19 protein-coding genes are annotated in these 23,380 nt (G+C 68.7%); 4 read left to right on the forward strand and 15 right to left on the reverse strand.

The genetic code is table 11. The features are described 5' to 3' along the window. The 4 genes from KHC19_RS03425 (at nucleotide 1) to KHC19_RS03440 (ending at nucleotide 3,653) form a co-directional block, all read left to right on the forward strand. Nucleotides 1–813 carry an amino acid ABC transporter permease gene (locus KHC19_RS03425; protein ID WP_213350593.1) on the forward strand — a complete coding sequence of 271 codons (813 nt, stop codon included), beginning with the start codon at nucleotides 1–3 and terminating at the stop codon, nucleotides 811–813. Beyond that, complete coding sequence (locus tag KHC19_RS03430) at nucleotides 810–1,556, forward strand: amino acid ABC transporter ATP-binding protein (protein ID WP_213350594.1); 747 nt, start codon at nucleotides 810–812, stop codon at nucleotides 1,554–1,556. The genes KHC19_RS03425 and KHC19_RS03430 overlap by 4 nt, the downstream gene beginning before the upstream one ends. A gap of 103 nt (nucleotides 1,557–1,659) precedes the next feature. Continuing rightward, nucleotides 1,660–2,973 carry an NAD(P)/FAD-dependent oxidoreductase gene (locus KHC19_RS03435; RefSeq protein ID WP_213350595.1) on the forward strand — a complete coding sequence of 438 codons (1,314 nt, stop codon included), beginning with the start codon at nucleotides 1,660–1,662 and terminating at the stop codon, nucleotides 2,971–2,973. Between the two features lie 38 nt (nucleotides 2,974–3,011). After that, nucleotides 3,012–3,653 carry a MarC family protein gene (locus tag KHC19_RS03440; RefSeq protein ID WP_213350596.1) on the forward strand — a complete coding sequence of 214 codons (642 nt, stop codon included), beginning with the start codon at nucleotides 3,012–3,014 and terminating at the stop codon, nucleotides 3,651–3,653. 13 nt (nucleotides 3,654–3,666) lie between these two features. Here KHC19_RS03440 and KHC19_RS03445 read toward each other — a convergent pair whose 3' ends face one another. The 15 genes from KHC19_RS03445 to KHC19_RS03515 all read right to left on the reverse strand — a co-directional run bounded on the left by KHC19_RS03445 (nucleotide 3,667) and on the right by KHC19_RS03515 (nucleotide 23,319). After that, complete coding sequence (locus tag KHC19_RS03445; protein WP_213350597.1) at nucleotides 3,667–6,747, reverse strand: efflux RND transporter permease subunit; 3,081 nt, start codon at nucleotides 6,745–6,747, stop codon at nucleotides 3,667–3,669. 9 nt (nucleotides 6,748–6,756) lie between these two features. Beyond that, a complete protein-coding gene (locus KHC19_RS03450; protein ID WP_213350598.1) occupies nucleotides 6,757–7,857 on the reverse strand; it encodes an efflux RND transporter periplasmic adaptor subunit in 1,101 nt (366 codons plus the stop codon). Nucleotides 7,858–8,008: 151 nt separating this feature from the next. Beyond that, a complete protein-coding gene (locus KHC19_RS03455) occupies nucleotides 8,009–8,938 on the reverse strand; it encodes a 5'-methylthioadenosine/S-adenosylhomocysteine nucleosidase (RefSeq protein WP_213350599.1) in 930 nt (309 codons plus the stop codon). Nucleotides 8,939–9,029: 91 nt separating this feature from the next. Continuing rightward, nucleotides 9,030–10,469, reverse strand: coding sequence for a gamma-aminobutyraldehyde dehydrogenase (locus KHC19_RS03460; protein WP_213350600.1), 1,440 nt, complete (start codon nucleotides 10,467–10,469; stop codon nucleotides 9,030–9,032). 9 nt (nucleotides 10,470–10,478) lie between these two features. Next, complete coding sequence (locus KHC19_RS03465; RefSeq protein WP_213350601.1) at nucleotides 10,479–11,288, reverse strand: ABC transporter permease; 810 nt, start codon at nucleotides 11,286–11,288, stop codon at nucleotides 10,479–10,481. 336 nt (nucleotides 11,289–11,624) lie between these two features. Next, complete coding sequence (locus KHC19_RS03470) at nucleotides 11,625–12,572, reverse strand: ABC transporter permease (protein ID WP_213350602.1); 948 nt, start codon at nucleotides 12,570–12,572, stop codon at nucleotides 11,625–11,627. After that, complete coding sequence (locus KHC19_RS03475) at nucleotides 12,569–13,621, reverse strand: ABC transporter ATP-binding protein (protein ID WP_213350603.1); 1,053 nt, start codon at nucleotides 13,619–13,621, stop codon at nucleotides 12,569–12,571. Before KHC19_RS03475 ends, KHC19_RS03470 begins: the two co-directional genes overlap by 4 nt. A 154-nt stretch (nucleotides 13,622–13,775) precedes the next feature. Next, nucleotides 13,776–14,945: an ABC transporter substrate-binding protein gene (locus KHC19_RS03480; RefSeq protein WP_213350604.1), complete on the reverse strand. Its 1,170-nt coding sequence runs from the start codon at nucleotides 14,943–14,945 to the stop codon at nucleotides 13,776–13,778. A gap of 119 nt (nucleotides 14,946–15,064) precedes the next feature. Continuing rightward, nucleotides 15,065–15,994 (reverse strand): LysR substrate-binding domain-containing protein, encoded by a 930-nt coding sequence (locus KHC19_RS03485; RefSeq protein WP_213350605.1) that lies wholly within the window; start codon nucleotides 15,992–15,994, stop codon nucleotides 15,065–15,067. Nucleotides 15,995–16,138: 144 nt separating this feature from the next. After that, entirely contained in the window at nucleotides 16,139–16,684 is a 546-nt protein-coding gene (locus tag KHC19_RS03490; protein ID WP_213350606.1) for a dihydrofolate reductase family protein, read from the reverse strand. Between the two features lie 52 nt (nucleotides 16,685–16,736). After that, nucleotides 16,737–17,954, reverse strand: coding sequence for an NAD(P)/FAD-dependent oxidoreductase (locus tag KHC19_RS03495; RefSeq protein WP_213350607.1), 1,218 nt, complete (start codon nucleotides 17,952–17,954; stop codon nucleotides 16,737–16,739). Beyond that, nucleotides 17,951–18,664, reverse strand: a complete 714-nt coding sequence (locus KHC19_RS03500; RefSeq protein ID WP_213350608.1) for a lysophospholipid acyltransferase family protein — start codon at nucleotides 18,662–18,664, stop codon at nucleotides 17,951–17,953. The genes KHC19_RS03495 and KHC19_RS03500 overlap by 4 nt, the downstream gene beginning before the upstream one ends. A gap of 685 nt (nucleotides 18,665–19,349) precedes the next feature. Next, on the reverse strand, nucleotides 19,350–21,062 hold the full coding sequence (gene ade, locus KHC19_RS03505) for an adenine deaminase (protein ID WP_213350609.1): 1,713 nt from the start codon (nucleotides 21,060–21,062) through the stop codon (nucleotides 19,350–19,352). A gap of 290 nt (nucleotides 21,063–21,352) precedes the next feature. Then, entirely contained in the window at nucleotides 21,353–22,303 is a 951-nt protein-coding gene (locus KHC19_RS03510; RefSeq protein ID WP_213350610.1) for an aldo/keto reductase, read from the reverse strand. A 128-nt stretch (nucleotides 22,304–22,431) separates the two neighbouring features. Next, nucleotides 22,432–23,319 carry a bestrophin family protein gene (locus KHC19_RS03515; protein WP_213350611.1) on the reverse strand — a complete coding sequence of 296 codons (888 nt, stop codon included), beginning with the start codon at nucleotides 23,317–23,319 and terminating at the stop codon, nucleotides 22,432–22,434. Between the last annotated feature and the right edge of the window lie 61 nt (nucleotides 23,320–23,380).

Consider the following 23,380-nt stretch of genomic DNA (forward strand, 5'->3'; position numbering starts at 1 on the left):
ATGGCGCTGCTCGTGACCTATGCCGACAAGAAGCGCGCGGTGCAGCTGGGCATCGTGCTGGCCGTCGCGGCCTGGATCGGGCTCGATGCCGCCGCCGGCGGCGGCGAGGGGTGGGCGCGCGTCTGGGCGCGGCTGCCGATCTTGCTCACCGGCAACGGTTCGGGCTGGCCGCTCTCCGGCGGCTTCGCGCTGAACATCTTCCTCAGCCTGTGCGCCATGGCGCTGGCGGCGCTGCTCGGCACCGTGCTCGGCTTCGGCATGCTGGCGAAGAACCGGCTGGTGCGCGTGCCGTGCTTCTTCGTGATGAACTTCCTGCGCAACTCGCCCTGGCTCGTGCTGCTGTTCGCGATGCTCTACATCATCCCGTTCAACATCCGGCTGTTCGGGATCTCCATCGCCGTGCCGGCCTTCGTCAAGGCGGTGATCGGCCTCGCCTTGCCAACCGCGGCGAATTTCGCCGAGATCATCCGCGGCGCGGTGCAGTCGATCCATTCCGGCCAGTGGGAGGCCGCCCGCTCGCTCGGCTACATGCCGATGGCGATCTATTGGCGGATCATCCTGCCGCAGGCGCTGCGCCGCATGATCCCCGGCTGGATGAACCTCTACGCGCTGCTGATGATCGCCACCTCGCTCGCCACCGTCACCGGAATTCAGGACGTGATCACCACGCTGAATACACTGCTGGCGATGGAGAACGAACGGGTCATCGTCTATTTCTACATCACCGCGCTGTTCCTGTTCTTTGCCTTTTGCTACCCGCTGGCCCTGCTGGCGCGGCGCATGGAACAGTCGGTCAAGGGAGATTCCCTGTGAACCGCTCCGACGTCCTCATCGAGCTCGACCAGGTCAACAAGAGCTTCGGCGCCTTCCAGGTGCTGAAGGGCATCTCGCTCTCCGTCAAGGACGGCGAGGCGGTATGCATCATCGGCCCGTCGGGCTCGGGCAAGTCGACCATCCTGCGGTGCATCAACGGGCTGATCCCGATCGATTCCGGCTCCATTCGCGTCGGCACCCATGCGGTGCACAAGATGAAGACCGAGAAGGAGATGCGCCCGCTGCGCCATCAGGTATCGATGGTGTTCCAGCAGTACAACCTGTTCCCCCACCGCACCGCCCTGCAAAACGTCATGATGGCGCCCATCCAGGTGCTCGGCCACGACCCGAAGGAGGTCGAGGTACGGGCGCGGCGGCTGCTCGCCAAGGTGCGCCTGTCGGAGAAGGCGGATTCCTATCCCGGCCAGCTCTCGGGCGGCCAGCAGCAGCGCGTCGCCATCGCAAGGGCGCTGGCCATGGAACCGCAGGTGATCCTGTTCGACGAGGTCACCGCCGCGCTCGATCCCGAGACGGTGAAGGAAGTGCTCACCGCCATCCGCGAACTGGTGGATGAGGGCCTCACCTGCATCCTCGTCACCCATGAGATGAAATTCGCCCGCGAGGTCGCCGACCGGGTGTGTTTCACCGATCACGGACGCATCGTCGAAAGCGGCCCGCCGGCGCAGATCTTCGACGCGCCGCAGGACCCGCGCACCCGCGAATTCCTCGGACAGGTGCTCTGACAGACCCGGCGGACCGCGCGGCCCGCTTCCACGACCCGGACCGGCGCCCTGCCCTGCGCATTCGCGCGGGCGACGGCCGGTGCACATAGAGAAGGCATGCGCCATGGCGGCGAACGACATCTTCGCGGAAGGCTTCAAGGACCAGCCCTATTGGTGGGAGGCCGCCGAGCCGGAGACCGATCTCGACCCGCTGCCCGCGCGGGTCGACGTGGCGGTGATCGGCTCCGGCTATGCCGGGCTCAACGCCGCCACCGAGCTCGCCCGCGCCGGCATGAGCGTGGTGGTGCTGGACGGCGAGCGCATCGGCGAGGGCGGCTCCACCCGCTCCGGCGGCATGGTGTCGAGCGGCCAGAAGCTGGTGGTGGGCGGTGCCATCAAGGGCATCGACCCCGAGCTGTTCGAGCGGATGATCGGCGACAGCATCGGCTCCTTCGACTATCTGCAGACGCTGATCAACGGCGAGGGCCTCGACGCCGACCTGAAGATCACCGGCCGCTTCTTCGGCGCCCATGCGGCGAACCAGATGGAGGCGATCCATCGCAATGGTCGCATCCTCGCCGAGAAGACCGGCGTGACGGTGAGCTTCTTCGACCGCTCCAACCAGCGGGCGGCGATCGGCTCCGACTATTATTTCGGCGGCATGGTGATCGACCAGTATGGCGGCCTGCATCCCGGCAAATATCACCGGGCGCTGCGCCAGCGGGCACGGGCGAGCGGGGTGATGCTGCGCTCGCATGCGCGGGCGAAGCCGGTGCAGGACGGCCCGAACGGCCTCAAGCTGGTCTCGACGGCGCGCGGCGACGTGCTGGCCACCCATGTCGTCACCGCCACCAACGGCTACACCCGCAAGGACGCCGCGCCGGACATCGCCCGGCGCGTGGTGCCGGTGAAGAGCTACCAGATCGCCACCGAGCCGCTGCCCGCCGACCTGATCGAGACGCTGATCCCCGGGGGCCGGATGATCTCCGACACCAGGCGCGACGTGATCTATACCCGCCCCTCGCCGGATGGCAGCCGCATCCTGTTCGGCTCGCGGCCCGGCCTCACCGAGGTCACCGACCGCGAGGCGGCACCCGCCATCTATGCCCGCATGACCGAGATCTTCCCGGAACTGCGCGCCTACAGGATCAGCCATGCCTGGAGCGGCTTCGTCGCCATGACCGTCGACAAGGTCGCGCATATGGGCAAGCGCGACCTCAGCGACTTCGCGGTCGGCTGCAACGGCAACGGCGTCGCGCTGATGAGCTATCTCGGCTACCAGACGGCGCAGAAGATCCTCGGCCGGCAGAACCGTCCCACGGCGTTCGACCGCGAGGACTTCACCGCCGTGCCGTTCTATGACGGGCGGCCGAACCCGTGGTTCCTGCCGATCGCCGCCGCCTGGTACCGCCTGCAGGACTGGTACGAACGGCGCTGAGGCGCCATGCTGCGCCACGGATTCGGCGGGGAAGCGGCATGGACCTCACACTGACGGCGAAGCTGTTCGCGGCGTTGTTCGCCATCATGAATCCGCTCAGCACCATTCCGATCTTCCTCGCCCTGACCGGCGACCTCACGCCGGCCCAGCGGCGCAGCACCCTCCTCGCTATGATCGTCACGGTGACGGCCGGCGCGCTGGTCTGCGCGCTGGCCGGGCAGGCGGTGCTTTCGGCCTTCGGCATCGACGTGCCGCATTTCCGGCTCGCCGGCGGGCTGATCGTGCTGATGATCGCGCTGTCCATGCTGAGCGGCGACGATCATTCCTCGCATCAGGGCACGGAGGCCGAGCAGCGGCAATTCGAGACGGTGGCCAATGTCGGCGTCTATCCGCTCGGCCTGCCCATCGCGCTCGGCCCCGGCACCATGGCGACGCTGATCGTCTTCGCGCAGGAGGCGCAGGGAACCGCCGGGATCGCGTCCTATTATGCCGGCCTGCTCGGCTATCTCGTCTTCTTCGCCGCCGCGATGGCACTGGCGCCGGTCATCGGCTCCAGGCTTTCGCCCACCGCCCTGTCCATCTCCAAGCGGCTGATGGGCATCATCCTCGCCGCCATCGCCATGGAAATGATCACCGACGCGCTCGGCGGCGTGTTTCCCGCCTGGCGGGCCGGCACCTAGGGCGCCGGCCGGGCTATTCCGCGGGCGCCGGAGCGGGAACCGGCGTCGGAATCACCTCGGCGGCCGGGTGCGTGTGGATGCGGCCGATCAGCGAATAGACCGTCGGCACCACGAACAGCGTCAGCAGCGTGCCCAGCGTCATGCCGCCGACGATCACCCAGCCGATCTGCTGGCGGCTCTCGGCCCCCGCGCCGGTGGCAAGGGCGAGCGGCACCGCGCCCAGGACCATGGCGCCGGTGGTCATCAGGATCGGCCGCAGGCGCAGCACCGCCGCGTCGATCACCGCCGACAGGCGATCAAGACCGGCCTCCTGCTGCTGGTTGGCGAATTCGACGATCAGGATGCCGTGCTTGGTGATGAGGCCGACCAGTGTCACCAGCCCGATCTGCGAATAGACGTTCAGCGTGCCGCCGGCATAGTAGAGCGCGGCCAGCGCCCCGGTCATCGAGAGCGGCACGGTGAGCATGATGATCACCGGGTCGCGGAAGCTCTCGAACTGCGCCGCCAGCACCAGATAGATGAAGCCGAGCGCCAGCACGAAGACGATGGCGAGGCTCTGGCCGGCGGCACGGAACTCACGGCTCTGGCCGGCGACGTCGGTGCGCGCGGTGTCCGGCAGGACCTCGCGGGCCGCCTGGTCGAGGAAGGCCAGCGCCTCGCCCTGCGAGAAGCCGGGGGCGAGGTTGGCGGAGATGGTCGCCGAGCGCAGCTGGTTGAAGCGCTTGAGCTCCTGCGGCGCCACGCTCTCGCGGACGGAGACGAGGTTGGCCAGCTGCACCATCTGTCCGCCCGCGGAACGCAGATAGATGGTGTCGAGCGTGGTGGGCGAGGCGCGGTCGCTGGCGTCCAGCTGGACATAGACGTCGTATTGCTCGCCGCCGACTTCGAAGCGCGTCACTTGCCGGCCGCCGAGCAGGCTCTCCAGCGTGCGGCCGAGCACCGCGACGTCGATGCCGAGATCCGCCGCCTTGGCCCGGTCGATGGTGACCGATATTTCCGGCTTGTTCAGCTTCAGGTCGCTGTCGAGGCTGACCAGGCCGGGATAATCGGCGATGCGGGCGAGGAACTGCTTCACATATTCGTCCAACTCCTCATAGGTGCCGGACGTCTGGATCACGAATTCGATCGGCCGCGAATTGTTGGAAGCCCCGAGCGAAGCCGGGTTGTTGGCATAGGCGTTGACGCCGGCGATGCGCCGCAGCTGCGGCGAGGTGGCGGCGACGATCTCCTGCTGGCGGCGCTCCCGCTCGTCCCAATCCTTCAGCCGGCCGATGACGAGGAAGCGGTGGACCTCCGGCATGCCGTTGATGATCAGCACCGAATCCAGCTCGGGGATCTTGTCGAGAATGCCGTTGATCTGGCCGGTGTAGCGGGAGGTGTAGGCGAGCGTCGAGCCCTCCGGGGCGCTGCCGGTGACGCGCACCGTGCCCCGGTCCTCCACCGGCGACAGTTCCGAAGGCAGGACGGCGAAGAAATAGCCGCTGGCGCCGGCGACCAGCAACGCCACCAGCAACACCAGCGCCCGCATCCGCAGCACGCCGCCGAGCAGGCGCCGGTAGCCGTCCTCCATCCCGCGCAGGCCGCGCTCGACAAAGGCGGAAATCCGCCCCGGATTGGCCTCGTGCCGGAGCAGGCGCGAGCACATCATCGGGGTGAGGGTCAGCGCCACGAAGCCGGACACCAGCACCGCGCCGGCCAGCGTCAGGGCGAATTCGGTGAACAGCCGCCCGGTGCGGCCGGCGGCGAAGGCGACCGGCGCATAGACCGCGGCGAGCGTCAGCGTCATGGCGATGACCGCGAAGCCGATCTCCCTGGCGCCGCGAATGGCGGCGGGGATCGGCTTCATGCCATGCTCGATGTGGCGGAAGATGTTCTCCAGAACGACGATGGCGTCGTCGACCACCAGGCCGATGGCGAGCACCATGGCGAGCAGGGTCAGCGTGTTGATGCTGAACCCCAGCGCGTACATCAGCGCGAAGGTGGTGATCAGCGAGATCGGGATGGTGATCACTGGGATCAGCGACGCCCGGAACGAGCGCAGGAAGACCACGATCACCAGCACCACCAGGACCACCGCCTCGACGATGGTGTGGAACACCGCCCGGATCGAGCGGTCGATGAACACCGAATTGTCGTTGCCGATGGTGGCGTTCATGCCTTCCGGCAAGGTGTCGTTGATCTCCGGCAGCACCGCCCGCACGCCGGACGATACGTCGAGCGGATTGGCGACCGCCTGCTTGATGATGCCGACGATGATCGCCTGCCCGCCGTCGAAGCGGCTGGAGCGCCGCTCGTCCGCCGCCCCGAGGGCAACGCGGGCGACGTCGGCGAGGCGCACCTGCGCGCCGTTGGCCCGCTTGACGATGATGTCGTTGAACTGGTCGACGGTGGCGAGCGCGGTGCGCGAGAGCACGGTGAACTCGCGATCCGTGCTCTCGATGCGCCCGGAGGGGATCTCGACATTCTGCCCCCGCAGCGAATCCTCGATGTCCTGCACCGTCAGTTCATAGGCGGCGAGACGCTCGCGATCGATCCAGATGCGCATGGCATAGCGACGCTCGCCATAGATCTGCACATCGGCGACGCCGGTGAGGTTCTTGAAGCGGTCGACGACGTAGCGGTCGATATAGTCGGACAGCTCCAGCGCGTTCATGCGGTCGGAGCGGAACACCACGAAGACGACCGGCTGGGCATCGGCCTCGACCTTGGAGATCACCGGCTCGTCGATCTCGTCCGGCAGGCGCTGGCGCACGCGGCTGACGCGGTCGCGCACGTCGCTGGCCGCCACGTCGGGATTCACCTCCAGCCGGAAGCGCACGGTGATGCGGCTCGATTCCGAGCGGCTGGTGGATTCGAGGACGTCGATGCCCTCGATGCCGGCGATGGAGCCTTCCAGCACCTGCGTCACCTGGCTCTCGACGATGCTCGCCGAGGCGCCGGTATAGGTGGTGACGACGGAAACCACCGGCTCGTCGATATTGGGATATTCGCGCACGGTGAGGCGGCTGTAGGAGACGATGCCGATGAGCACCATCAGAAGGCTCAGCACCGTGGCGAAGACCGGGCGGCGGATGCACAGTTCGGAGATACCCATCGCCGTGCCTCAGCTCTGCGTGGCCGGCGGGGTCGGCACCACCTCCACATCGACGCCGTTGCGCAACCGGCCCTGGCCGGCGATGACAACGCTGGCACCGGCCGGCACGCCCTTGATGACCTCCACCTCGCCGGCGCGGCGCTGGCCGAGCTCGACCTTGGCCTCCTTGGCCTTGCCGTCGGCGACCAGCCAGACGAAGCGCTCCTGCCCGCGCGGCACGATGGCGCTCTCCGGCACGAACACGGTCGGCCGGCTCTCCAGGCCCTTCACCACCACCCGCACGAACAGGCCCGGCCGCAGCATCAGGCCGGGATTGGGCAGGTTGGCGCGCACGCTGAGCGAGCGCCCGTCGACATCGACCATCGGATCGAGGGCATAGACGGCGCCGGTGAAGCTGCGGTCCGGCATGGCATCGACGGCGATCTCGACATTCTGTCCCGGCGCGATCTGGCGCAGGAACACCTCCGGCACCTTGAAGTCGACCTTGAGCACGTCGATCTTCTCGAGGTTCACCAGCGCGGTGCCGACGGGAATATAGGCGCCGACGGAGACCGAGCGCAGGCCGACCACGCCGTCGAACGGCGCATGGATGGTGTGCTTGGCGGTCTGCACGCGCTGGGAATCGATCAGCGCCGAGGCGGTGTTCAGCTCGGCCTTCGCCTCGTCGAGCGCCCGGGCGGTCCCCGAGCCGCTCTGCTGCAGCCGCTGGGCGCGATCGAAATTGGCCTTGGCGAGTTCCAGCCGCGCCTCGGTTTCCTCCAGCGAGGCCTTCACCAACGCCGCATCGAGCTGGATCAGCACGTCGCCGGCCCGAACCTGCTGGCCTTCCTTGAAATTGATCTTCTCGATCCGGCCGGCCACCTCGGCGGCGACCTTGACGGATTCATCCGACTGCAGCGTACCGATCGAACGGATGTCGGCGGTCACCTGCTCCTGGCGGGCGGCCGCGATCTCGACCGGGATGCGGGGGGCCGGGCGGGCCTCCGGCGCGGCGCGCGCCTCACCCTTTACGGCGGACAGACCGCTCGCGATCCAGCCCTGCCGATGAGCAAGCACTCCGGCTCCCGCCAGCACGGCCAGACACACAAGCAGGCCCGTCACGCGTCGCATACAATCTCCTCGCCCGTCGCTGCGTCGCAAAATGACGCCAGAAAATCGACAGTGCCGAAGTGAGGAAAAGTTCCAACTTAAAACTTTGTCATATTCGCACGACATCGATCACAACGTCGCTGGCGTGCCGATCATATCACACACCGCTCCGTCAATCCGGCAGGGCTCTGAGGAAGCTGCGCATCACCGCTACGGAATTGTTGGCGGCGAGGTCCATGAAGACGTGCATCTCGTTCTCGCCCGGCCCGCCGCCGGCCAGGTCCGACAGGGCGCGGAACACGATGAACGGCACGCCGTTGGTGGTCGCCACCTGGGCGATGGCCGCGCTCTCCATGTCCAGCACATGGGCCTGGAAGGTATCGAAGGCATAGCTGCGGAAGGCCGCATTGTCGACGAAGGCCGCGCCGGACACGCCGTGGCCGCCGATGCGCACCTGCGGCGACTTCAGCAGGCAGACATTGGCGGCATTGCAGCGCTCGAGCGCACCGTCAGCCTGCGCCCCGACCTTGCGGGCGATCTCCAGCAGGGCGGGATCGACGTCGAACCAGAACTGGCGCGGCGACGACGCCTGCCCCTCGCGGAACACGCGCACCCCGCGCGGGAACATCATTCCGAAATTGGCGAATTCCTGCGTGTCGTCGGAAGGCAGCCGGAAGCCCTGCGGGGTCTCCCGCGCCATGATCACCTCGAGATATTGCCCCCAGCGCGCGGGCACCGCGATGTCGCCGATATTCAGCGAGGGATCGACGCCCCCGGCAATGCCCGACACCACGAGGCGGGTCACCTTGTACCGGTCGAGCACCATCTGGGTGGTCATGGCGGCGTTCACCATGCTCACCCCGGTCATCGCCAGCACCACCGGCTTGCCGTCGATCTCGCCGGTGACGATGGGAACGCCCTTGTAGCTGTGCTCCTGCATGTGGGTGGCGACGGCGCGCAGCGACCTCCATTCCGGCTCGAAGGCGCAGAGCACCGCGGTGCGCGGCACCGGATCGACGAGTTCCGCCCGCGCGGGCGAGAAAGCGGCAAGCAGCAACAGGGCGGCAAGCCAGAGGCGCAAGGTCGAGACGGCGGACGACATGAAGGCCCCCGGGATCGGCAACCGCGGCCATTCCGCGGAGCCTCGATCCTACAGGGCGGGCGGCATCCGCGCACCAGCCGGCTAAGCGTTCTCAGCCGTTCTTCACCATGACGTGGCGCACCACCGTGTAATCCTCCAGCGCATAGGCGGACAGGTCCTTGCCGTAGCCGGACTGCTTGAGGCCGCCATGCGGCATCTCGCTCACCAGCATGAAATGGCAGTTCACCCAGGTGCAGCCATATTGCAGCCGGGCGGCGGTGGCCATGCCGCGGGAGATGTCCTTGGTCCACACCGAGGAGGCGAGGCCGTAATCGCTGTCGTTGGCCCAGGCCACCGCGTCCTCGACCTCCTTGAACCGCGTCACCGAGACCACCGGGCCGAACACCTCGCGCCGGACGATCTCGTCCGATTGCAGCGCGCCGGCGACCACCGTCGGCTCATAGAAGAAGCCCTTGCCGGGGGCGAGCTTGCCGCCGGTGGCGATCTCGATATGGCCCACCTCCGAGGCGCGCTCGACGAAGGAGGCGACGCGGGCACGCTGGCGGGCGGAGATCAGCGGGCCGATGTCGTTCTCCTCGTCATTCGGCGAGGCGAATTTCAGCCCGGAGACGGCCGAGGCGAGATCGGCGACCAGCCTGTCATAGATGCGGTCCGCCGCGTAGATGCGGCAGGCGGCGGTGCAGTCCTGGCCGGCATTGTAGTAGCCGAACGCCTTCACGCCCTCAACCACCTCGGCGATGTCGGCATCGTCGAACACGATCACCGGCGCCTTGCCGCCGAGCTCGAGATGGGTGCGCTTCACGCTTCTTGCGGCGGCGGTCAGCACCTTCTTGCCGGTGGCGATGTCGCCGGTGAGCGAGACCATTGCCACCTTGGGATGGTTGATCAGCGCATTGCCGACGCTCTCGCCGCGCCCGACCACCACATTCACCACCCCTTCCGGGAAGATGTCGGCGATCAGCCGGGCCAGCTTCAGCGCGGTCAGCGGGGTCTGCTCGGAGGGCTTGATCACCACGGTATTGCCGCCGGCGAGTGCCGGCGCCAGCTTCCACGCCGCCATCATCAGCGGATAGTTCCACGGCGCGATGGAGGCGACGACGCCGATCGGGTCGCGGCGGATCATCGAGGTGTGGCCGGCGAGGTACTCGCCCGCCACCATGCCGTGCTGGGTGCGCACCGCGCCGGCGAAGAAGCGGAAGCAATCGACCACGCCGGGGATCTCGTCGCGCAGCACCGCGTGGCGCGGCTTGCCGCAGTTCAGCGCTTCCAGCGTGGCGAAGCTCTCGGCCTCCGCCTCGATGCGATCCGCGAGCTTCAGCAGCAGATAAGAGCGCTCCGCCGGCGTCGTGCGCGCCCAGCCGGCGAAGGCCTTGTCCGCCGCATTCACCGCCGCGTCGATCTGATCGGCTGAAGCTTCCGGCAGCTCGACCAGCGTTTCCTCGGTCTTCGGGTTGAGCACCGTCTCCGGGGCTTCGGTGCCGGCGGCGAAGGTGGCGCCGATCAGCATCTCGGTGTCGAGGGTGGCGGTCATGGATTTCTCCTATTTGCCGGCCGCACCGGTTCCGCGCGCCGTTCCACCCTCGCGGGTGAGGTAATAGGCGGCGAGGATGGGCAGGAAGGTGACGAGGATGACGAGCACGGCGACGACGTTGGTCACCGGCCGCTGGCGGGGGCGGATCAGCTCGGACAGCATCCAGATCGGCAGCGTCGATTGCTGGCCGGCGGTGAAGGTGGTGACGATCACCTCGTCGAAGGACAGCGCGAAAGCGAGCATGCCGCCGGCGAGCAGCGCGGTGCCGATGTTCGGCAAGACGACGAGGCGGAAGGTCTGGAAGGCATCGGCACCGAGATCCATCGACGCCTCGATGAGCGAGGGCGACAGCCGGCGCAGCCGGGCGACCGCATTATTGTAGACGACGACGATGCAGAAGGTCGCGTGGCCGAGCACGATGGTCCAGAAGGAGAAGGGCATCTCCATCAGCCCGAAGGCCTGGCGCAGCGCGATGCCGGTGACGATGCCCGGCAGGGCGATGGGCAGCACGAAGAGCAGCGAAATCGGCTCGCGGCCGAAGAACTTCGCCCGCGCCAGCGCGCCCGCCGCCAGCGTGCCCAGCACGAGGGCGATCAGCGTGGCGATGGCGGCGACCTTCAGCGACAGCCCCACCGCCGCCCAGATGTCCGCCCGCCCCCAGACGACGCCGAACCATTTCAACGTATAGCCCGGCGGCGGGAAGGCGTAGCTCTTCTCCTCGGTGGTGAAGGCGTAGAGCAGGATGAACAGCAGCGGGATGTGCAGGAAGGCCAGCCCGCCAAGGGCGGCGATCTTCAGGCCGAGCGAGGGGCGGTTCATGGGAGGGCGCTCCTGAACGCGCCGTCATGGCCGGGCTTGGCCCGGCCATCCACGACTTTGCAGCGAATGCGCCGTGGGTAGGAAAGGCGTGGATGCCCGGCCCGAGGCCGGGCATGACGGTGCTTCCGGCCAAGTCCCCTCATCCCACCGCTCTCGCCCTTGGGGAGAGGGAGGAGTGCCGCCTTGGGCGGAGTTTCCGCTGGGTTCCGGATCGGCGCTGCGCTGCGCGCAGCTTGTCCGGGAAACCGAGGGGCCCCCGCGTCCCGGACCAGCAACGCCGCAGGCGCAGCGCCGATCCGGGACTCAGGAGAGACTCTTCGGCCGCATTCCCCCGCCTCACATCGCATCGAAGGCTCCCGTGCGCCTGGCGAGCGTCAGGAACAGCGCCATGACCAGGATCGGCACCAGCGAGAAGGCGGCGGCGAGCGGGATATTCCCCGCCGTGCCCTGCAGCGTGTAGACTGCCTGACCGAGCACCAGCGCCGAGGTGCCGATGATCTGCGGCACGATGTAGTCGCCCAGCGTCAGCGAGAAGGTGAACACCGCGCCGGCCACCACGCCGGGCATGGCGAGCGGCAGGATCACGCTTCGAAAGGTGTAGCCCGGGCTGGCGCCGAGATCGCCCGCCGCCTCGATGAGGCTGGCCGGCACCCGCTCCAGCGCCGCCTGCACCGGCAGGATCATGAAGGGCAGCCAGAGATAGGTGAAAGTGAGCACCATGCCGGTGTAGCTGACCGACAGGGACGGCCCGCCGACCAGCGGCAGCGCCAGCCAGGCCTCGAGCGCGCCATCGAGCCCGAGCCGGCCGGCGAACCAGGAGATGGCCCCTTCCCTGGCCAGCAGCAGCTTCCAGCCATAGACCTTGACGAGATAGCTCGACCATAGCGGCATCATCACCGCGAGGTAGAAGCCCGCCTTGGCGCGCGGACCGGCATAGCGGGCGGCGTAGTAGGCGATGGGAAAGGCGATCAGCGCGCAGAGCAGCGTCACCGCCGTGGCGACGCCGACCGTGCGCATCAGGATGTCGAAATTGGCCGGTCGGAACAGCTCGAGCAGCGTCGCCGTGGTCGGCTCGCGCACGATGGTGCCGGAGAACTCGTCGATGGAGAAGATCGCCTGGCCGAGGAAGACGAGCAGGCTGCCGAGATAGACGATGCCGAGCCAGAGCAACGGCGGCGCCAGCAGCAGGAGCACGATGAGAGACGCCCGCCGCATCAGCGCGTCGGACAGGCGGCGCGCGAAGCCGTCGCGGGGGGCCGGAAGATCGAGGGTGACGAGGCTCATGCACCGCCTCCCTTCGGCTCGCCCTCCATCGGCACCAGCGCCGCCAGCGGGATGGCAAGGCGCACCGTTTCCCCGGGCGCGGGCGCATGCTGGGCGGCAGGCACCGCCGCGACCAGCGTCGCGCCGGGGGTGCGGACCGCGAGGCGCCGCACCGGGCCCTGATAGGACACGTCGACCACGACCGCCTCGACGACGGCGGCACCCGCCGGCGCCGGAGCGGCATGTGCCAGCAGCGCGATCTTCTCCGGCCGCAGGCTGTAGAGGCGAGGAACGGCACCGAGCACCGCCGCCATGTCCGGCTCGATCACATTGGCCGCACCGACGAAGGCGGCGACGAAGCGGGTCGCCGGCCGCTCATACACCTCCTCGGGCGGGCCGACCTGCACAATGCGGCCCTCGTTGAACACCGCCACCCGGTCGGCCATGGAAAGCGCCTCGCCCTGGTCGTGGGTGACGAACACGAAGGAGAGGCCGAGCGCCCGCTGCAAACCCTTGAGCTCGACCTGCATCTCCTCGCGCAGCTTGAGGTCGAGCGCCCCGAGCGGCTCGTCCAGGAGCAGCACCTTCGGGCGCACCACCAGCGCACGGGCGAGCGCCACGCGCTGGCGCTGGCCGCCGGAGAGCTGGGCCGGGCGGCGCGCCTCCAGCCCCGCGAGCTTGACCAGGGCGAGGGCTTCGCGCGCCAGCTTCTCGCGCTCGGCGCGGGGAACCCCACGCACCTTCAGCCCGTAGGCGACGTTCTCGCCCACCGAGAGATGCGGGAACAGCGCATAGTCCTGGAAGACGGTGTTCACCGGCCGGCGATAGGGCGGCAGCCCCTCCACCGTCTCGCCGAAGATCTCGATATGGCCGCCATCCGGCTGCTCGAAGCCGGCGATGAGGCGGAGGCAGGTGGTCTTGCCCGAGCCGGACGGGCCGAGCATGGCGAAGAACTCGCCCGGGGCGATGGACAGGTCCACGCCGTCGACCGCCTTCACGCTCCCGAAATGGCGCACCACGCCGGCGAAGCGGACGGCGGAGACGGCGGCGCTGGGGGCGGGAGCGTGCATGTGCGGTCCAAATCAACTCGCGCACCCTCATACTGAGGTGCGAGCGAAGCGAGCCTCGAAGGATGCCCGTTTGAGCATCCTCGGTTCCAGCATCCTTCGAGGCCCGGGCTTTCGCCCGGGCACCTCAGGCTCAGGGTGTTCGAGAATAGTGCGGCTACCGTCCGCCGAGCACGGCGATGTAGTCCGACACCCAGCGGTAATAAGGCACGCAACCCTCGGCCTGGGTGGCGCACTTGGCTACCGGTGTCCGCCAGAAATGCGTCTTCTCGAAATTGCCGGCGCCGTTGGTGGCGCAGCCTTCGGCGCCCAGCAACTCGTTGCCCTTGCAGGCCGCCGGCACGGCCGGCACCGAGCCGAACCACGCGGCGAGGTCGCCCTGCACCTTCGGCGCGATCGAATGCTCCATCCACATATAGGCGCAGTTCGGATGGGCGGCATCGACATGCATCATGGTGGTGTCGGCCCAGCCGGTGGCGCCTTCCGCGGGGACGGTGGAGGCGATCGGCTTCTTCTGGCTCACCAGCAGGTTCACCTGGAACGGCCAGGAGGAGGACGCGACCACGCCCTCATTGGTGAAGTCGTCGACCTGGATCATGGCGTCGTGCCAGTAGCGCTGCACGATCTTGCGCTGCTCGCGCAACAGATCGAGCGCCGCCTTGTACTGCGCCTCGGTCAGCTCGTAGGGATCCTTGATGCCGAGCTCGGGCTTGTGCGCCATGAGATAGAGCGCGGCGTCGGCGATGTAGATCGGCCCGTCGAAGGCCTGCACCCGGCCCTTGTTGGACTTGCCGTCCGGCAGGACCTGCTCCTCGAACACGACATTCCAGCTTTTCGGCGCCTCGCCCTTGAAGGCTTCGGTGTTGTACATCAACACGTTGGAGCCCCACTGGTAGGGCACCCCGTAATGCACGCCGTTCACCGTGTGCCAGGGAGCGTCCTGCAGGCGATCATCGACGCTGCCCCAGCTCGGGATCAGCTTGGTGTTGATCGGCGCGGCCTTCTTGCCGGCGATGAGGCGCAGCGAGGCGTCGCCGGAGGCGGTGACGAGGTCGAAGCCGCCCTCGTTCATCAGCGCCACCATCTCGTCGGAGGTGCCGGCGGTCTTCACATTGACCTTGCAGCCGGACTTCTTCTCGAAATCGGTGACCCAGTCATAGGCCTTGTCGGTCTCGCCACGCTCGATATAGCCGGCCCAGGCGACGATATCGACCTGCCCCTCGCCCTTGCCGAGCTCTTTTAATTCAGCAGCGACAAGGGGTTGCGCGGCAAGCGAGGCGCAGGCGGCGAGTGCGGGCAGGCACAGGAGGCGTGTGTGCGTCGGCATGCGGGTTCCCTCTGTTCTGCGGGCATCGGAGGCCCTTTGAGGGAAGTGTGCCGCTGCGTCGGGCGGCTTGCCACACCAAAGAAAAGAACGCAGGCATCGGAAAAACCGATAACCGGAAATCAGGCGATGGCCCCGCCATGGCGAAGGCGGACCGGCTGGCGGGTGCCGGCGATGGACAGGAAGCCGGTGGCGGCGGGCGACAGAGGCGAGCCCCGCCGCCAGGCCGTGGCGACCTCGATGGCCGGCAACTCCTCGGCGAGCTGCCGGGCCTCGATCTTGTCGCCCTCCAGCGACCAGGGGCGATAGGTGAGGTCCGGCAGCACCGCGACGCCGGCGCCGGTGGCGACCAGCGAGCGCACCGCCTCCACCGAGCGGGTGCGGAAGGCCACCGGCGGACGGATGCCGAGCCGGCGCCAGACGATCTCGGAGGCCTCGGCGATCTCGTCGATGGTCAGCAGCACATGCGGCTCGGCGGCGAGATCGCGCAGGCTCACCTTGTCCTCGGCCAGCGCCGGGTGCCCGAGCGGCATCCACACGCGATAGGGAGAAACCTGCACCGGCTCGGTCTGCAAGGCCGCAGAGCGCCTGCCGGGCGGCAGCACCATCACCGCGACATCGAGCTCGCCGCCGACGAGAAGATGTTCGAGATAATCGCCGGCATCCTCCACCGCCTCCACCGCCACGCCGGGAAAAGCGCGGCGGAAGCGGGCGAGCAGATCGGAGAACACGTAGCCGGCGACCAGCGGCGTCACGCCGAGCGCAAGCCGCCCTTCCAGCGTCGCGGCCTCCGAACCGGACAGCGCGCGGCGGGCATCGGCGACATCGCCGAGGATCTTGCGCGCATGACGCAGGAAATGATGGCCCTTCAGCGTCAGGTCGGCGCCGCGGGCATGGCGCTCCAGCAGCTTGAAGCCGAGATCCAGTTCCAGCTCGCGCAGCGCCTCGGTGACGGTCGATTGCGAGATGGAGAGGATGTGGGCGGCTGACGATACCGAGCCGTTCTCGGCGACGGCGACGAAATATTGCAGCTGGCGCAGCGAGAATGCCATCGGAACTTCCGATATGCGAAGGGATGGCCGATGGTAGCATCGCCTGCCGATGGCTGGATAGGGCGATGAAGGCCGCCCCGGCGGCGGCCGCGGCGTGTGCAGTGAGGTGGACGATGAGGACGATTGGCCCGGCCGGATGACCGATCAGGCCGGCACGTAGGTCAGCCGCATCGCATCCTCGCCGACCGGCTCGCTCGCCACGCAGCGGAGCGGCGGCCGGGAGCCGGAAAAGTAGGGCTTGCCGCTCCCCAGCACGAAGGGGCGGAAATAGAGCCGGTACTCGTCGATCAGGCCCATCCGGGTGAGGCTTGCCGCCAGATCGGGGCCGGCGACGTCGATCTCGCCATCGACCTCCGCCTTCAGCCGGTGCACGAAGGCTTCCAGCTCGCCATCGATCAGCGTGGCGTTGGGGCCGACCGATTTCAGCGTGCGCGAGGCCACCCATTTCGGCTGCGGCCGCCAGGCCGCGGCGTAGTCCCGCTGGATCGGCCCCCATTCCGGGCGGTCCTCCTCCCAGTAGCGCATCAGCTCGTAGATGCGCCGGCCGTAGAGGCATCCGGCGAGGCTCCGGACATGGTCGTTGAAATGACGGTGCAGCGCGTCACCCGGCCCCGGCATTTCCAGATGGCCCGACGGACCGTCGACATAGCCGTCGAGCGACTGCATCATCCCGAAAACCAGCTTCGCCATGGCGTCCCATCTCCGCTGCGGGATCTTCGGACGAGCCCGGGCCGGCGCCCGCCTACCGCGCCAACAGGCTCTTCAGATCGAACCCCTCGTCGCCGGCCTGCGCCGGCGTCAGGGAGGGGATGCCGGTAAGCAGGCGGCGGCCGAGCATATGGTCGGCGGGGCGATTGACGCTCTCGATCGCCACCAGCCGCTCCTCGCGGAAGCGGAACACCGAGAAGCGCCGCGAGGCCGGATCGCCGCGCACCACTTCCGCATCGCCGGGACGGGAGAGGCCGACCATCTGCAGCTTGAGATCGGCCTGGTCGCTCCAGAACCACGGCACCGCCGTGTAGTCATGGGCGCGCCCGGTGAGCCGGGCGGCGACGCATCGCCCCTGGTCGGCGGCATTCTGCACCGATTCCAGCCGCACGCGCACATTGTCGGCATGCCGGCTCGGATAGGAGGCGACGTCGCCGATGGCGGAAATCTCCGGGTCCTCGGTGAGCAGCCGGGCATCGACCGCGATGCCGTTGTCGACCGACAGGCCGGCCGCGGCGGCGAGCTCGACATTCGGCACCACGCCGATGCCGACCACCACCAGATCGGCGGCGACGCGCTCGCCCTCCGCCGTCTCCACCGCCACCACGCGGCCGCCCTCGCCGACCAGCCGGGCGACACCGGCGCCGAGCATCAGCGTCGAGCCCATCGCCCGGTGCTCGCCGGCGAAGAAATCCGACATCACCCCGCCGAGGGCGCGGCCGAGCACGCGCGGGGCCGCCTCGACGACCACCACCTCATGGCCGAGCTTGCGGGCCACCGCGGCGAATTCCAGCCCGATGAAGCCGGCGCCGATCACCACCACCCGGCCCGCCGCCGGCAGAACCGCCCGGACGGCATCCGCCTCCGCCAGGGTGCGCAGATAGAACACGCCGTCGAGCTCGGCGCCCGGCACCGGCAGCACCCTGTTGCGGGCGCCGGTGGCGAAGACGAGGTGGCCGTAGGGGAGCTTGCCGTCGCCCTCCAGCGTCACCCGCCGGGCGGCGCGGTCCACCGCGACGACGCGGCCATGGGCGAGGCCGATGCGATGATCGGCGAAGAAGGCGGCGGGGCGCAATTCGAGATGATCGACGCCGACCTCGCCCTTGAGATAGGCCTTCGACAGCGGCGGGCGCTGATAAGGCAGCACCGGCTCGTCGCCCACCAGGGTGATCGGCTCCTCATAGCCGGCCTCGCGCAGGCTGGCGGCCAGCTGAAACCCCGCCTGGCCGGCACCGATGACCACGACGCTCATCGATTGGTCTCCCCTTCGGCGACCAGCCGGTCGCGCTCGGCATAGATGGCCTCGGAAGCGAGGCGGATGAAGTCGGCATCCGGCAAGCCCGGCGGCAGCGCCGGCAGGTAGCTGACGGTGACGGTGCCGGGATTGAGGGTGAAGCTGCGGCCCTTCCAGAACAGCCCGGCATCATGGGCGACCGGCACCGCCGGCAGGCCGAGCGCCTTGTAGAGCAGGGCGACGCCGCGCTGGAACTCGGCGCGCTCATGCGGGCCGCGGCGCGTCCCTTCCGGGAAGATCAGGATGCTGCGGCCGGCCGCCACCGCCTCGCGGCCCTCGCGCAGCATCTTCTTCAGCGAGGAGGCGCCGCCGGCACGGTCGATGGCGATCATCGGCGACTGCTTGAGGAACCAGCCGAACACCGGGATCCTGTAGAGCTCTTCCTTGAGCACGATGGCGACGTCCGGCACCAGCACCGCGAAGGCGATGGTCTCCCACGCCGACTGGTGGTTGGCGACATAGAGCGCCGGGCCCGCGGGGCGGTTCTGCCGGCCGATCTCGCGATAGCCGAGCCGGCCGACGCCTTTGAGGATGGCGAGCACGCCGCGCGCCCAGAAGCGGGAGAAGGTGCGCACCCGCTCCGGCCGCTTCATCAGCGCCAGCACCGGCGCGGCGGGCGCGAGGAGCAGCGTCCACAGGACGAGCAGCGGCAGGAACAGGATGGACATCGACTCTTCGACGGCGAAACGCGGGAACCGAACAAGCTAGTAGCAGAAGCCGGACGGGCGGGCGACAGGCTGGCCGGGCATTGGTGCATCGGGCGTGAAGGATGGCGGGGCCGGGCTGCTGCCAAGTTCGGTTCCGGCAAGATCGAAACCGGAAACTCCGGCTTCGACGGAGAGATGCCCCCCGCAGCGGGTTGGTGAAGGGGACATCGGGAAGCGTCCAAGCCCCCTCACCCCACCCCTCTCCCCCACGGGGAGAGGGAGCCCGGCAGGCAACGGTGGAACCGTCGACGGACGACTTTTTCCTTTCCTCTCCCCGCCCGAACTCGGCTGCTTCCTTTCCTCTCACCACCCGAACCCGGCTGCCGGCGAGGTCGGTTCCGGCAAGGTCGAAACCGGGAACTCCGGCTTCGACGGGGAGGTGGCCCGCGCAGCGGGTCGGTGAGGACGATCGGGAAGCGTCCAAGCCCCCTCACCCCACCCCTCTCCGTCAACATCGGATCCATCCGATGTTGACCTCATTGAGTGCAGAACCCAGCAGCAGCCGGGTTCTGTGCGGGGAGAGGGAACCTCTCTTCTCTCCGCCGTGGTCCCGGCAGGCAACGGTGAAACCGGAAACATCCGGTTTCGACGGAGAGGGGGGCCGCGCGGCGGGTCGGTGAGGGCGCGCTTCGTTTGGCGGCCTCCCTCACCCTTCGATCAGCTCGAAGCGGTTCACGTCGAACAGGCCGAAATCGGTGATCTTCAGATGCGGGATCACCGGCAGCGGCAGGAAGGCCACCTGCAGGAAGGGCTCGGGCAGCACCACCCCGAGCGCCTTGGCCGCCCTGCGCAGCACCACCAGCGCGTCATGCACCTCCTCGAAGGAACGGTCCGACATCAGCCCGGCCACCGGCAGCGCCAGCTCGGCGGTCACTTCGCCGCCCTCAGCCACCACGAAGCCGCCGCGCAGCTCGATGAGCCGGTTCACCGCCACCGCCATGTCGGCATCGTCGACGCCGACGACGCAGATATTGTGGCTGTCATGGCCGACCGAGGAGGCGATGGCGCCGCGCTGCATGCCGAAGCCGTGCACGAAGCCGCGACCGATATTGCCGGAGCGGCCGTGCCGCTCGACCACGGCGACCTTCACCGCGTCCTGGACGAGATCCACCTGCTTGGCACCGCCCGCGATGGGCAGCTCCATGCTCAGATCCTCGGTGATGATGCGGCCCGGCACCACGCCGATGACGCGGGTGGCGGTGCGGTTGGAGGGGATGCGGAAGGTGCCGGCCTCGGTGCGCGCCGCCTTCACCGAATCGAGGCCGACGGCCGGCACGCTCCCCCGCGTGGCGAACAGTGCCGGCGTCACCGGCCGGCCGGCGGCGATCACCTGCCGCACCGAGCATTGCGCGAGGTCGTCCACCAGCACGATGTCCGCCCGCCGGCCGGGCGCGATCAGCCCGCGATCGACGAGCCCGAAGGCATTGGCGGCCGACAGGCTGGCGACGCGGTAGACGTGATGCAGCGGCGCGCCGTTCGCGATCGCCGTGCGGATCATGTAGTCGAGATGGCCTTCCTCGGCGATGTCGAGCGGGTTGCGGTCGTCGGTGCAGAAGGCGAGATAGGCTGAGGTGTTCGCGTCGATCAGCGGGATCAGCGCGTGGAGGTCCTTCGACACCGAGCCCTCGCGGATGAGCACGTTCATGCCCTTCGCCAGCTTCTCGCGGCCCTCCTCCAGCGTCGTCGCCTCGTGCTCGGTGCGGATGCCGGCGGCGATGTAGCCGTTGAGGTCGCGCCCCGACAGCAAGGGGGCGTGGCCGTCTATGTGCCCGCCGGAGAAGGCGGCGAGCTTGTCGAGGCAGCCCGCGTCCTTGAACAGCACGCCGGGGAAATTCATGAACTCGGCGAGGCCGATGCCGGACGGGTCGCCGCGCAGCGCCATGAGGTCGGCGGCGGTGAGCTCGGCGCCGGCGGTCTCGAACCGGGTGGCCGGCACGCAGGAGGACAGCTGCACCCTGAGGTCCATCAGCGTGTGGCGGGCGCAGGCCTGGAAATAGCGGATGCCCTCGGTGCCCAGCACATTGGCGATCTCGTGCGGATCGCAAATCGCGGTGGTGACGCCGTGCGGCAGCACGCAGCGGTCGAACTCCAGCGGCGTGACCAGCGAGGATTCGACGTGCAGATGCGTGTCGATGAAGCCGGGGACGGCGAAGAGGCCGGCGCCGTCGATCTCGGTGGCGCCCTCATAGGTGGCGTGGGTGCCGACGATGCGGTCGCCGCAGACGGCGATGTCGGTCGGCGTGATCGCGCCGGTGACGACATCGAGCAGCCGGACGCCCTTGATGACGAGATCGGCCGGGACGATGCCGCGGCCCTGGTCGATGAAGCGGGCGATCTCGTCGCGGCTGGCGGGAGTCATGCGGGTTCTCCTCAGGAGCTGGCTCTCAGATTTCCTCCCCCCGATCGGGGGGTGGGTCGGCGAGAGGCGAACGATCGGGACGCGAAGAAGACCCCTCACCCTACCCTCTCCCCAACGGGGAGAGGGAGAAAAGGTACCGCCCCGACGGGGAGAGGGAAGAAAGGGGCCGCGCTTCCGGGAAAGGGGAAAAAGGTGCCGCCCGACGGGGAGAGGGAAGAAAGGGCCGCCCCTCCCGGGAAAGGGGAAAAAGGTGCCGCGTTTCCCTTGTGGCGGGGCCGAAAAGGCGGCCCTCACGCGCTGGCGGCGTTCAGGCGGTCGATGTCGCCGCCGGTCAGCTTCAGCTCCGCCGCCTTGAGGAGGTCGCCGAGTTGCTCGGGCTTCGAGGCGCTGGCGATGGCGGCGGTGACGGAGGGGCGCGCCATCACCCAGGCGAGCGCCACCTGGGTGGGGTTGGCGCCATGGGCGGCGGCCACCGCGTCGAGGGCGGCGAGGATGCGCAGGCCGCGCTCGTTGAGATATTTGCTGACGTTCTCCTGGCCGCGCACGCTCTTGCCGGCGTCTTCCGGCGAGCGGTACTTGCCGGTGAGGAAGCCGGCCGCCAGCGAGAAATAGGTGATGACGCCGAGGCCGTTGGCCCGGCACACCGGCTCGATGTCGGTCTCGTAGGCGGCGCGCGCGCAGAGATTATATTCCGGCTGGATGGTCGCGTAGCGCGGTAGCTGCTCGCGGGCGCTCACCGCCAGCGCGTCGAACAGGCGCTGGCCGGTGAGGTTCGAGGCGCCGACCAGCCGCACCTTGCCGGCCTTGATCAGCGCGTCATAGGCGCCGAGCACTTCCTCGAAGGGGGTCTCGGCATCGTCCCAATGCGACTGGTAGAGGTCGATATGGTCGGTCTGCAGCCGCTTCAGCGAGGCTTCCGCCGCCTCGGCGATGTAGTCGGCCTTCAGGCACACCCTGCCGCGGCCCATATCGGCGCCGACCTTGGTGGCGAGCACGATCCTGTCGCGATTGCCGCGCGCCTTCATCCACTTGCCGATGATGGTCTCGGATTCGCCGCCGACATGGCCGGGCGCCCAGCGCGAATAGACGTCGGCGGTGTCGATGAAGTTGAAGCCGGCGGCGAGGAGTTCGTCGAGCAGGCGGAAGCTCGTGGCCTCGTCGGCGGTCCAGCCGAACACGTTGCCGCCGAAGCACAGCGGCGGCACGAGGATGTCGGAGCGGCCGAGACGGCGAAGTTCCATGGGGCGGTCTCCTGCGAAGGCGGCAATGCCGGCCATGCGGTGAAGATTCGACGGCAGAATTCGGCGGCAGTCTAGACAAGACGCGCGGACGGGGAACCACCCGCCGATTGTTCTTTAGGCGGCGGGCGTTACAGCAGGATCATGTCCACCGGCTGCGGCAGCTCGGGCAGGTCCGTCTCGCCCAGCGCCTCGCGCAGGTTGATCTCGACGGTGCTGGCGATGGCGGCGATCGGCACCGCATTGGGGCGGGTGCCGAACGGCTCCTCCATCTCGGAGCTGAGCGAATCCAGCCCGAAGAAGGTGTAGGCGACCAGCCCGGTGACGAAGGGCGTGCCCCAGCCCAGCACGTCGGCGAAGCCGAAGGGCAGCAGCAGGCAGAACAGATAGGCGGTGCGGTGCAGCAGCAGCGTGTAGCCGAACGGCACCGGCGTGGCGCGCAGCCGCTCGCAGGCGGTGGCAGCCCGGCTGAGATCGGCCAGGCTTCCGTCGAGAAGCGAGAACTCGACGTCGGAGACGAGACCCGCCGCCCGTGCCCCGGCGAGCCCGGCCCCGGCCTCGCGCAGCACCGCATCGACCGGGAAGCGGCTGCCGTGGCCGGCGGCGGCGCGCGCCGGGGCGCGCAGCTCGGCCTCCAGCAGGCGGATGAAGACGATGAGCCGGCCGAGCAGCGCATGGCGCGCGGCCGCCCCCACCTCGCCGCGCGCTTCCAGCAGCAGGCTGCGGCGGGCGATGTCGCGGGTGGCGGCCAGCATGCCGCCCCATTGCTTGCGGGCCTCCCACCAGCGGTCGTAGCAGGCGCTGTTGCGGAAGCCGAGGAACACCGACAGCGAGATGCCGATCAGCGCGAAGGGCATGCCGTCCAGCGTCGGCACCAGGCCGGGGCGCAGCGCATGGCCGGCGACGATGAGCGTCGACAGCCCCATGACGAAGACAAGCTGCGGCCAGATCCGCTGCAGCACCGAGCTGCGCAGGATGAAGAACAGCTCCAGCAGGCTGGGATGGTTTCGGACGATCATGCAGGGCTTCCCGGCCGTAGGATCACCGCCGGGCCGGCCCCGGACCGGCCGCGCGCAGGCC

The sequence above is a fragment of the Ancylobacter oerskovii genome, assembly GCF_018390555.1.
Taxonomy (GTDB): domain Bacteria; phylum Pseudomonadota; class Alphaproteobacteria; order Rhizobiales; family Xanthobacteraceae; genus Ancylobacter; species Ancylobacter oerskovii.

What these genes read in the sequence shown, in the direction of transcription:
- KHC19_RS03425 (WP_213350593.1), top strand. Translation starts at nt 1, where the DNA reads ATGGCGCTGCTCGTGACCTATGCCGACAAGAAGCGCGCGGTGCAGCTG.
- KHC19_RS03435 (WP_213350595.1), top strand. Translation starts at nt 1,660, where the DNA reads ATGGCGGCGAACGACATCTTCGCGGAAGGCTTCAAGGACCAGCCCTAT.
- KHC19_RS03440 (WP_213350596.1), top strand. Translation starts at nt 3,012, where the DNA reads ATGGACCTCACACTGACGGCGAAGCTGTTCGCGGCGTTGTTCGCCATC.
- KHC19_RS03445 (WP_213350597.1), bottom strand. Translation starts at nt 6,747, where the DNA reads ATGGGTATCTCCGAACTGTGCATCCGCCGCCCGGTCTTCGCCACGGTG.
- KHC19_RS03450 (WP_213350598.1), bottom strand. Translation starts at nt 7,857, where the DNA reads ATGCGACGCGTGACGGGCCTGCTTGTGTGTCTGGCCGTGCTGGCGGGA.
- KHC19_RS03455 (WP_213350599.1), bottom strand. Translation starts at nt 8,938, where the DNA reads ATGTCGTCCGCCGTCTCGACCTTGCGCCTCTGGCTTGCCGCCCTGTTG.
- KHC19_RS03460 (WP_213350600.1), bottom strand. Translation starts at nt 10,469, where the DNA reads ATGACCGCCACCCTCGACACCGAGATGCTGATCGGCGCCACCTTCGCC.
- KHC19_RS03465 (WP_213350601.1), bottom strand. Translation starts at nt 11,288, where the DNA reads ATGAACCGCCCCTCGCTCGGCCTGAAGATCGCCGCCCTTGGCGGGCTG.
- KHC19_RS03470 (WP_213350602.1), bottom strand. Translation starts at nt 12,572, where the DNA reads ATGAGCCTCGTCACCCTCGATCTTCCGGCCCCCCGCGACGGCTTCGCG.
- KHC19_RS03475 (WP_213350603.1), bottom strand. Translation starts at nt 13,621, where the DNA reads ATGCACGCTCCCGCCCCCAGCGCCGCCGTCTCCGCCGTCCGCTTCGCC.
- KHC19_RS03480 (WP_213350604.1), bottom strand. Translation starts at nt 14,945, where the DNA reads ATGCCGACGCACACACGCCTCCTGTGCCTGCCCGCACTCGCCGCCTGC.
- KHC19_RS03485 (WP_213350605.1), bottom strand. Translation starts at nt 15,994, where the DNA reads ATGGCATTCTCGCTGCGCCAGCTGCAATATTTCGTCGCCGTCGCCGAG.
- KHC19_RS03490 (WP_213350606.1), bottom strand. Translation starts at nt 16,684, where the DNA reads ATGGCGAAGCTGGTTTTCGGGATGATGCAGTCGCTCGACGGCTATGTC.
- KHC19_RS03495 (WP_213350607.1), bottom strand. Translation starts at nt 17,954, where the DNA reads ATGAGCGTCGTGGTCATCGGTGCCGGCCAGGCGGGGTTTCAGCTGGCC.
- KHC19_RS03500 (WP_213350608.1), bottom strand. Translation starts at nt 18,664, where the DNA reads ATGTCCATCCTGTTCCTGCCGCTGCTCGTCCTGTGGACGCTGCTCCTC.
- ade (WP_213350609.1), bottom strand. Translation starts at nt 21,062, where the DNA reads ATGACTCCCGCCAGCCGCGACGAGATCGCCCGCTTCATCGACCAGGGC.
- KHC19_RS03510 (WP_213350610.1), bottom strand. Translation starts at nt 22,303, where the DNA reads ATGGAACTTCGCCGTCTCGGCCGCTCCGACATCCTCGTGCCGCCGCTG.
- KHC19_RS03515 (WP_213350611.1), bottom strand. Translation starts at nt 23,319, where the DNA reads ATGATCGTCCGAAACCATCCCAGCCTGCTGGAGCTGTTCTTCATCCTG.